Here is a 10,436-nt window from a genome sequence, read left to right on the forward strand (position 1 = left end):
TTTCAATCTCTTTTCAAAGAAATTCATGAGCCGTATCAATCTCTCAGAAAATCGGTGGTACATAGTGATGCCAACGATAATAATGTGATTGTGAGTAACGATTTAATCCATCCTCAAGTAAAAGCTATCATCGATTATGGAGATGCCATTTATACCCAAACCATTAACGATTTAGCCATTGCCATTGCCTATGCGGTAATGAATAAATCCGATGTTTTGGAAGCTTCATTACCCATTATCAAAGCCTATTATCAAGAGTTTCCTTTGCTGGAAGAGGAATTGGAATTTCTCTATACTTTGGTGGCCATGCGCTTGGTGATTAGCGTTACTAAATCTGCTATCAATAGACAGTTGGAACCCGATAATACTTATCTGCTCATCAGCGAAAAACCAGCTTGGCAGGTATTGGAAAAATGGAAAGCCATTTCTGAAGATTTAGCCCATTATTCTTTTAGAGCGGCGTGTGGCTTCTGTCCACATCCAAAAGAAAAAGAATTTAAAAACTGGGCGGCAAAACAAAATATCTCCATCCAATCGCTTTTTCCTCAGATAGAATTTGAGGAGCTTAAAAAAGTGGACATGAGTATTGAAAGCACCTGGATGGGTCATGAAAGCGAATACCTCAATAATCAGTTCACAGAATACAAATTGCAAGAACTAAAGTCTGCTAACAAGAATATCATCGTAGCTGGAGGATATCTAGAAACTCGTCCGTTTTATATTACCGATGCCTATAAAAAGGAAAGCAATAATGGTCCTATATATCGTGCAGTTCACCTGGGAACAGATTTGTGGTTGGAAGCCAAAACAGCTATTCATGCACCTTTAGATGGCGAAGTCTTTAGTATTCATCATAACGATGCAGACAAAGATTATGGCCCTACTCTCATCTTAAAACACCAAACGGAGGAAGGCTTAGAATTTTATAGTCTCTACGGACATTTGAGCTTAAACTCTTTGAATCAAATAAAGAAGAATCAAAAAGTAAAACGAGGAGAACTGATAGCTTGGGTTGGAAATCAAGAAGAAAATGGCAATTGGGCTGCTCACCTGCATTTTCAACTCATGCTAAGTATGCTAGATTACGAGTATGATTTCCCAGGGGTTTCCACGGCCAAGGAATTAGAGATTTGGTCGAGTATTTGTCCAGATTCAAATTTACTATGGAAAGAAAAAAACTTAGAGGAGGCCCTACAAAAAGACAATGAGCAACTTATTAAATACCGCAAACAACATTTAGGTAAGAGCTTAAGTTTGAGCTATGATATTCCACTGAAAATGGTGAGAGGAGCAGGAGCTTTTCTATTGGATTCTAGTGGAAGGAAATATCTGGACACGGTAAATAATGTGGCACATGTGGGGCATGAGCATGAAAGAGTGGTAAAAGCAGGACAAGCTCAAATGGGCATTCTCAACACCAACTCCCGCTATCTCCACGAAAACATCAATCAGTTTGCCGAGGAATTATTAAGCACCTTCCCCCAGGAATTATCGGTGGTGCATTTTGTGAATTCTGGCAGCGAAGCCAATGAATTGGCCCTCAGAATGTGTCGTGCCTATTCTGGACAGAAAGACATGATAGCTGTGGAAATTGGCTACCATGGAAACACCAATGGATGTATAGAGGTGAGCTCCTATAAATTCGATGGGAAAGGTGGTAAAGGCGCCCCAGAACATACCCATATTGTTCCTTTGCCCGATGCCTATCGTGGGCTTTATCAAGGAGAGAATTGTGGAGAGAAATATGCTGCTCATATTCAAGAACAAGTAGATAGAATACAAGCGAAAGGAAGAAATGTAGCAGGATTTATCTGTGAAAGCATCATTAGCTGTGGTGGGCAAATAGAATTACCTGAGGATTATTTAAAAACGGCCTATTCTGCCATTAGAAAAGCTGGAGGCCTTTGTATCAGCGATGAAGTGCAAGTGGGTGTTGGACGAGTAGGAAAAGCCTTCTGGGGATTCCAGCTTCACGATGTGGTACCTGATATTGTCACCATAGGAAAACCCATAGGAAACGGTCATCCATTAGCCGCTGTGGTTTGCACTAGAGCAGTAGCCGATGCCTTTGCCAATGGAATGGAATATTTCAATACTTTTGGTGGTAATCCTGTTTCCTGCGCCATCGGAAGAGAGGTTCTTAGAGTGGTGAAAGACGAAAAGCTTCAACAAAATGCTTTGGAAGTTGGAGAGTATTTAAAATCAGAATTAGAAGTCTTATCCAAAGACTTCCCCATTATAGGAAATGTGAGAGGACAAGGTTTATTCTTGGGCTTTGAATTGGTAGATGAAAACAAAAATCCACTCCCAGAAAAAGCAGCTTATCTAGCCAATAGAATGAAAGATTTAGGGATATTAATGAGCACCGATGGCAAAGATGTAAATGTATTAAAGATTAAACCACCCATGGTATTTTCCAAAGAGAATGCCGAGGAGTTAATCAAGAGATTAAAGGTGATTTTTACTGAAGATTTTATGAGAGAATAAAGTTCCTTAAGTTGGTCTATCGCCGGTCATTGAGCCTGTCGAAATGGCCAAAATAAACAATGGTCAATGGGCGTTTCGACAGGCTCAACGACCCACAAAGCTCTTAATCAACATCAGATTTCAATTTTTGAAAAAATGAAGAAAACAATACTAATATACCTATCGATTTTCATCTTTGCTATTGCTTTTTCACAAGAGCAAGAACAAAACCTACACCAAAATCATCAGGTTTTTGGAGTGAATAAATTAGCGCCAAGAGCGAGTTTCTTTCCTTATGAAGAAGCAGGAAGATGTATGCGTGATAAAATGGAACTATCTTCTCGTTTCCTCAGTCTCGATGGTTTGTGGAAATTCCATTGGGTACGCTCCCCTAAAGATCGTTCTATGGATTTCTATCAGGTGAATATAGATGATAGCCAATGGGATGAGATTCCTGTTCCAGCCAATTGGGAAGTGGAAGGCTATGATCATCCCATTTATCTCGATGAACGCTATCCCTTCTCCACCACCTGGCCCGATGCACCCGAGGATTATAATCCAGTGGGAAGCTATAGAAAGAATTTCACCATTGAAAAAGAATGGCTGACTGAGGATGTGATTTTGCATTTCGCAGGCGCTAAATCGGCCATGTATCTTTATATCAATGGGCAATTTGTGGGTTATTCTCAGGGTTCCAAAACGCCTGCTGAATTCCTCATCAACGATTATATAAAAGAAGGCGAAAACCTCATCGCCATGCAAATGTATCGCTGGAGCGATGCTTCTTATTTGGAGAGTCAGGACATGTTGCGCATGAGCGGAATTGAAAGAGAAGTCTATATCTATAGTCAGCCCAAGGTCAGTATCGCAGATTTTCATGTTCAGGCTGATTTAGATTCAACTTTTAGAAATGGAGATTTCGCCGCGGATATTTTAGTGTGCAGTTCTACAAGACTTATTGAAAATAGAACTTTAATGGTCTCAGTGAGTGATGACAAAGCAAATGAACTTTTCCAAAAAAGAATCCACATCAGTATTGAGGACAGTACATGGTTACATACAGAATCTTTGATTAAAGACATTTTGCCTTGGTCAGCGGAGGAGCCTAACCTTTATAAATTCACCATTATTTTAAAAGATGACAAGAATAAGAGTCAACGAGTATTGATTGAGAAAAACATAGGGTTTAGGAATATCAAAATCCGTAATAATCAGCTATTAGTCAATGGAAAAGCAATTTATATAAAGGGTGTGGACAGACATGAAACCGACCCATTTACTGGTCATGTGGTGTCCAAAGAAAGCATGGAAAAGGACATTCGCTTGATGAAGCAAAACAATATCAACGCAGTGCGAAGCTCCCACTATCCCAACCATCCTTACTGGCTAGATTTATGTGATAAATACGGGCTTTATGTTATTGATGAAGCCAATATCGAAAGCCATCCTCTTGCCATAAATAAAGATACCCAGATAGGTAATGAGATGTCATGGTTACCTGCCCATCTAGATAGAATTGAACGCATGTATATCCGAGATCGCAATCATCCTTCTATCATTATTTGGTCATTGGGAAATGAAGCCGGAGAAGGCACAGTATTCGAAGCTTGTTATGATTGGCTAAAAGCTAAAGACTCCTCCCGACCCATTCAATACGAACCAGCTGGAACGGCAGATTATACCGATATTTTCTGCCCCATGTATCCCAGTCCAGAGCGATTGATTCGTTATGCAGAAAATGACCCACAAAAGCCCAGCATCATGATAGAATATTGCCATGCCATGGGGAATTCAGTGGGGAATTTGCAGGATTATTGGGATATCATTGAGAAGTATCCAGTTTTACAAGGCGGTTTTATCTGGGATTGGGTAGACCAAAGCTTGGAGTATAAAGATGAAAATGGGAATCCTTATTTGGCCTATGGTCACGATTTCCATCCCGACTTGCCTACTGATGGAAACTTTCTCAATAATGGTTTGGTAGATCCATATCGTAATCCTCATCCGCATTTACGAGAAGTGAAGAAAGTATATCAGCCGGCAAAATTTGAATATACTGATGGCAAATTGACCATTAGCAATAAGAACTTCTTTGCTGCTTTTGAGGATTTAGAATTATTTTGGAAGGTACTAAAAGATGGAATTCTTGTTCAGGAAGAATTATTTATTTTACCCAAAATAGAAGCAGGAAAAAGCTATGAAACAGATTTAGATATTGCCGAACTAGATCCTTTAGCCGAGCACTTTTTAATTATAGAACTCAAAACCACTAAAGAACAAGATTTGCTACCTGTAAATCATGAAATGGCATTTGAGCAGTTTCAACTGAACTGGGCAAAAGAGCTTCCTCCAATAAATACGGCAGCACAAAGTTTAAAAATCTCTATAGAAAAGAATGTTTTTGTATTTAAGAACGAGAAGGTGGAATGGAATATTAATCGGGATAATGGAAATATTGAGTTATGGACTGTAAATGGCTCAATCATTACAGAAGAAGGATTAAAAGCCAATTTCTGGCGTTCACCTACCGATAATGATTTAGGGAATGGTATGCAAAATTGGGCTAATATTTGGCAAGAAACTAGTGAAAACTATGAATCAGAAATACTATTGGAACCTGAAAATAATGAGAAGGGTATAAAAATGAAAGTAGGTTTTAAATTAGCCCATGAAGTTGCCAAAGTAGAGCTAGATTTGGAATTTAGAAATAATGGAGAATTAAAAGTAAACTATCATTTCATTCCATTAAAAGAAAGTTTACCAGATATTCCTAGACTGGGCATGTATATGATACTTCCAAGTGATTATGAGGAGGTCTCTTGGTATGGTCGAGGTCCAGATGAAAGCTATAATGATAGAAAAACAGGTTCTAAAATGGGTATTTATAGTGGAAAAGTTGAGGAGCAATTCCACCGTTACCCAAGACCACAAGAAACCGGAAACAAAAGCGATGTTCGTTGGATGGCATTGGAGTCGGACAAGTTAAAAGTAACAGTTGTCGGAAACGAAAAAATGAACTGTAGCACTTGGCCATTCCGACAAAGTGAATTGGAGTTTGTAGCTGGAAAAGGTGGCGGTGAATCGGCATCAGGATTGGTGCCTGTCACTTCTCGCCATGGCGCCGATATTAAAACAGGCGAAGTGGTACAATGGAATATAGATTACAAAATGATGGGTGTAGGAGGTGATACTTCTTGGGGCAGAATGGTACATGAGGAATATCGTATTCCGGCTAAGGAGTATTATTATTCTTTTTTGATTTCTGTGGTGGAGAAGTGATATTTAACTTTTTAGGCGCTGTTGTTCGTTGGGTTTATGGAACGATACGGATAACAATTTTAAACAAGCCAAAATACACTTTCAGTGAATATGTTTATGGGCCTAATAACTCTGATGATTGGTTTGATACAAATGGTCATAACTTTGTAAATAGAATTATTGGTATCATTACAATTGTGTCGGTATGTTGGCTCATCATTAGACTAGGCATATAAAAAGGACTAAGAAGTGTTTCCTTTGTTTTACGATTTCAGTGAAATCCGAATCTAAAACCATAATCCTTTTGACACGATATATCCAGAATTGTTAAAAGGTATACAATATCTTCAAAAAGAATTAAAAAGCGTATTTTTAGGCTTAAGTTCTTAAGAATATATGTATTTCTCACAGCTACTTGAAAACAACAACAACTATGAAAAAATCAATTTTACTTTTATCGGTATTGATATTTACCTCTATTATTTTCAATAATAATGCTCAGGCACAAGATGTTCAAACAGATTTAAACAATCAAGAAAAGACAATAACCGTTGATTCTATTTGCAGCAAACTTCTAAGTACATATGTCTTTCCTGAAATAGCTGAGCAAATGTCTGAATTGATTCAAGGAAACCTGAAAAATGGGGATTATAATTCTATTAAAGACCCTTTTGAATTTGCCACTCTATTGACTAAAGATTTATTATCTATAAGTCACGATAAACACATCAGAGTTGAGTATAATCCTCAAGAAATTGCTGCTCAAGAACAAGTATATACAGCAGAAGACAGTTTGAATTATCTATATGAATATATTGCCAACTTAAAACGGGAGAACTTCGGTTTTAAGGAAGTTAAAATACTAGATGGTAATATTGGCTATTTAGATTTAAGAAGCTTTTCCGATGTAGAATATGCCGGTGCAACAGCAGTTTCTGCCATGAATTTTTTAAGCAATAGTAATGCTATCATTATTGATTTGAGAATGAATGGCGGAGGTAGTCCAGCCATGATTCAGCTAATTACTAGCTATCTATTTGACAGCAACCCGGTGCACCTAAATAATTTTTATTGGAGACCCACTGACAGTCATACCCAAACCTGGACGCTACCCTATGTTCAGGGAAAACGAAGCCCTAGAACACCAGTTTATGTGCTAACGAGCAAAAGAACATTTTCGGCAGCTGAAGAGTTTAGCTATAACCTAAAGAACTTAGAAAGGGCGACTCTTATTGGTGAAACAACTGGTGGAGGAGCTCACCCTGGAGGTTCATTAACCGCGACTGATAAGTTCACCGTATGGGTTCCTTCTGGACGTGCCATAAATCCAATAACAGAAACCAACTGGGAAGGAATTGGAGTGATACCACAAATAAAAGTGGATGCCAATCAAGCCTTGGAGGTGGCACAAATTAATGCCTTAGAATACTTAATAAAAGAAAGTAATGATCCAAAGCTTGAAAAATTCTATCAATGGAATTTAGATGCTATTAAGGCTATACTTGAACCTGTCATTATTGAGGAATCAACTCTAGAATCCTATATAGGAAACTATGGTCCAAGAATCATTAGTATGGAAAACAATAAATTGTATTATCAAAAAATTGGAAGAAATAAACATGAACTGATTCCCCTCAATTATGATGAATTTCAACTTAAAGACATGTCATCATTTAGGATCAAATTTGTATCGGAAGAAGGAGAAGTCACAGCATTAGAAGGTCTTTATGATAATGGGCGTTCAGATAGAAACCTTAAAAATAAAGACTAAGCAATCAGAAGATAGTTTAAAATGAAAGAAGCAGCAGCTCAAACAAAATCAATAATCCACTAAATAACAAATAGTTAGAATATTTAAAGCTACACAACACAACCCATTAGGACTGAAAAAGTGTAGTTTTAGGTTCAAATTAAAACCTAAGAGCATGAAAAAAGGAATGACGAAAGTAAGTGTATTATACCCAAATGGGGAAAACAAAACATTTGATATGGACTACTATTGCAATACCCATTTGCCAATGGTTAATGAATTACTAGGAGATTTCCTTAAAGGTGCAACAGTAGAAAAAGGATTAGGAGGTGCTACACTAGGGTCCACTGCTCCATTTGCTGGAATGGGGAATATGTATTTTGATTCTGTAGAAGATTTCGGAAAAGCTTTTGGACCAAATGCCGAAAAAATAATGGGAGATTTGCCTAATTTTACAAATATTGAACCTATCGTTCAAGTGAGTGAAGTAATGTAGTTTAATGGAGTATTGACCATAGGATGAAGAGCCTTGGCATATATACTCCATGAAGAAGAGGCTTTAAGAGCAATATCTTACTCAGGCTTAAGAGTATTCATATTCTTTTGTGATTTCGGTAAGCTAAAAATAGATTTTATTACTATTATTGCTTCTTGTTAGCAAATCATTAGAGAAATATGAAACACTTTAGAATCTTTATCATACTTGCCTTTTCACTATTAACCTTAAATGGATTCACTCAAACAGAGAAAGCACAATTTATCTATTTAGTAGATGGTTTGGAACAATCTGAGGAGTATGTAAATGCTTTAGATCCAAATACCATCAAATCATTTGATAAAGGAGTGAGTGATGAAGAAAAAGCAGAGCTCATCAAGAAATTTGGAAATAGAATAGAAGATAGCTTTATCTTAAAAATCACATTATTATCTGAAAAGGAATTGGAAAAAAAAGCCAATCTAGACCAAAAAAAAGAAGATCAGAAAAAGCAAGCAGAGGAGGATAAATACAGAAAACGAGTGGAGGAAACTACTCTAATATTCGCTGGTGATAAAGCCCCTGGTTTTAAAGTGGAAATGTTGGATGGACAAGAGATTCAGTTATCCGAACTAAAAGGGAAAGTGGTGCTTTTAAACTTTTGGGCTACCTGGTGCGGACCTTGTTTAAAAGAGTTTAACGAGATTCCAACTGTCATTCAAAAGCCATTTGAGAATAAAGACTTTGTGCTTATTCCCATCTCCAGAGGAGAACAAAAAGAAGTAGTTCAAAAAACAATGGATCGGTTTAAAGAAAGAGGCATAACCTTCAATGTGGGACTTGACCCAGACAAGAGTATCTATCAGCTTTATGCTACAGAAACTATTCCCAGAAACTTTCTCATCAATCAGAATGGCCAAGTAGTTTATATCTCAGATGGTTATTCTGAGGAAAAACTAAAGGAAATCGCCAAACGAATTAAGGAATTATTAGAGAATAATGATTAAAACCGTCTTCTAGATATTTACTATGTTTATTTGCAATCACAAAAAAGGCATTGCCCATAGGGCATCAGCTTTTGAATAAGGAGAAAGGGAATTGTTTTTATTTGCTCGTAGAGCATATGTTTTAAAAAATCAATAAAAGATAGAGCGCAATTAAAGCAAATCCCCTACGGGGAATAGAAAACTTTAGCAAGTACTTTATACATGAGCTGAACCACTACGCGGTAGTTTTTTCTTCTCAACTTACTATTTATAGAAAAGCATTGCCCATAGGGCATCTGCTATTGTATATGGAGAAAAGAAAGCTGAATTCAACCCACAAATACAACTTTTGAGTTAAACAATATTTTTTCCATTGCAAATATAGAGTTTTCAAATTGATATCTTTTTCTAGGTCTATTATTTAGTATCGATTCAACTTCCTTAATTCTTTCTTCATTAATTTGTTCAAAATCACTTCCTTTTGGAAAGTATTGTCTTATCAACCCATTTAAATTTTCGTTCGAACCTCTTTCCCAGGAGTGGTATGGCCTGGCGAAATAGTAATCAATTTTTAAAAATTCAGCTACTTTTTCATGTCCTGCAAACTCTTTACCATTTCAGCTGTAACTGTATTAATATAGGGTATCCATTCTTCCAGTAAATCATTGATTGCATGTGTCACAACATCTGATTCCTTTGACTTTACCTTCTTCATTTTCAGCATACCCGAAGACCTGTCGTTAATTGTTAGCATAGCCTGATAATGGTGCTTACCAACAATTAAATCTACTTCTAAATCCCCAAATCTTTCTCTATTATCTACTATATTGGGGCGCTGGTCTATGCCTACTCGATTCTTTATTATTCCTCTTGAATCTTTCTTTGATCCTCTTTTTCGATACTTTCTACCTTGTCTTCTCAGATGTGTATATGAGGTTCCGGAAGACTTCTTATCATCCCTGATATGCTGATAAATACCTTCCGAAGAAATATAGGGTTTTCCCTGTTTCTTTAAAACTCCAACCACTTGTTCTGGACTATAGTCCAGTCGTAATAAATCTTCTGTTTCTTTTTGAATTTCAGGAGTGAAACGGATATGCTTAGGTTTCTTTTTTTGCCGATTTTATACTTCCTATGTGCTAGTTCAGAATCATACACCCCGCTTCTTCCATCAGAGTTCCGTGCTAATTCTCGGCTGATTACTGATTTATCTTTACCAATAAACTGTCCTATTTGGGTAATGCCATATCCTTGACTCAGCATACATGAAATGGTGTACCTTTGTCATTCGGTTAAGTGTGCCATACAACTTCTTTTTTCGCGATTGGAAGCGGTAAGGTAAGCAAACCATCAAAACATGAAGGAGAGTTCTTCTCTCTTTCTGTTTTGAAAAATTAACACTTTCGCCTCTAAATCGAAAAGTTGCATTTACTACTTGAATTTAAGAAACTTGTGAGAGCTACTCAAATGGTCATCTTTCTTTGTGTAAGCACCTCTTTTA

Annotated in this window: 6 protein-coding genes and 1 pseudogene; 5 read left to right on the top strand and 2 right to left on the bottom strand. The window is 37.1% G+C overall.

Features of this window, described 5'->3' with window-relative positions; genetic code table 11:
• The 5 genes from HNS38_RS18895 to HNS38_RS18915 form a co-directional block, all read left to right on the top strand.
• The coding region (locus HNS38_RS18895; protein WP_172346909.1) for an aminotransferase class III-fold pyridoxal phosphate-dependent enzyme at positions 1-2,487 on the top strand (2,487 nt) is incomplete at its 5' end.
• A gap of 135 nt (positions 2,488-2,622) precedes the next feature.
• Complete coding sequence (locus tag HNS38_RS18900) at positions 2,623-5,745, top strand: glycoside hydrolase family 2 TIM barrel-domain containing protein (RefSeq protein WP_216663787.1); 3,123 nt, start codon at positions 2,623-2,625, stop codon at positions 5,743-5,745.
• A gap of 412 nt (positions 5,746-6,157) precedes the next feature.
• A complete protein-coding gene (locus tag HNS38_RS18905; protein ID WP_172284285.1) occupies positions 6,158-7,495 on the top strand; it encodes a S41 family peptidase in 1,338 nt (445 codons plus the stop codon).
• A gap of 154 nt (positions 7,496-7,649) precedes the next feature.
• Positions 7,650-7,970 carry an EthD family reductase gene (locus HNS38_RS18910; protein WP_216663788.1) on the top strand — a complete coding sequence of 107 codons (321 nt, stop codon included), beginning with the start codon at positions 7,650-7,652 and terminating at the stop codon, positions 7,968-7,970.
• Positions 7,971-8,149: 179 nt separating this feature from the next.
• Entirely contained in the window at positions 8,150-8,956 is an 807-nt protein-coding gene (locus HNS38_RS18915) for a redoxin family protein (protein WP_172284283.1), read from the top strand.
• Positions 8,957-9,264: 308 nt separating this feature from the next.
• On the opposite strand, the pseudogene HNS38_RS21285 reads toward HNS38_RS18915, so the two are convergent.
• Together HNS38_RS21285 and HNS38_RS20320 are read right to left on the bottom strand one after the other, a co-directional pair.
• Positions 9,265-10,031 (bottom strand): annotated as a pseudogene (locus HNS38_RS21285) (IS30 family transposase).
• A complete protein-coding gene (locus HNS38_RS20320) occupies positions 9,947-10,198 on the bottom strand; it encodes a helix-turn-helix domain-containing protein (protein ID WP_253916446.1) in 252 nt (83 codons plus the stop codon). Before HNS38_RS20320 ends, HNS38_RS21285 begins: the two are co-directional and overlap by 85 nt.
• Positions 10,199-10,436: the final 238 nt, after the last annotated feature.

Source organism: Lentimicrobium sp. L6 (genome assembly GCF_013166655.1).
In the GTDB taxonomy this organism is placed as follows: Bacteria; Bacteroidota; Bacteroidia; order Bacteroidales; family UBA12170; genus UBA12170.

What these genes read in the sequence shown, in the direction of transcription:
- HNS38_RS18900 (WP_216663787.1), top strand. Translation starts at nt 2,623, where the DNA reads ATGAAGAAAACAATACTAATATACCTATCGATTTTCATCTTTGCTATT.
- HNS38_RS18905 (WP_172284285.1), top strand. Translation starts at nt 6,158, where the DNA reads ATGAAAAAATCAATTTTACTTTTATCGGTATTGATATTTACCTCTATT.
- HNS38_RS18910 (WP_216663788.1), top strand. Translation starts at nt 7,650, where the DNA reads ATGAAAAAAGGAATGACGAAAGTAAGTGTATTATACCCAAATGGGGAA.
- HNS38_RS18915 (WP_172284283.1), top strand. Translation starts at nt 8,150, where the DNA reads ATGAAACACTTTAGAATCTTTATCATACTTGCCTTTTCACTATTAACC.
- HNS38_RS20320 (WP_253916446.1), bottom strand. Translation starts at nt 10,198, where the DNA reads ATGCTGAGTCAAGGATATGGCATTACCCAAATAGGACAGTTTATTGGT.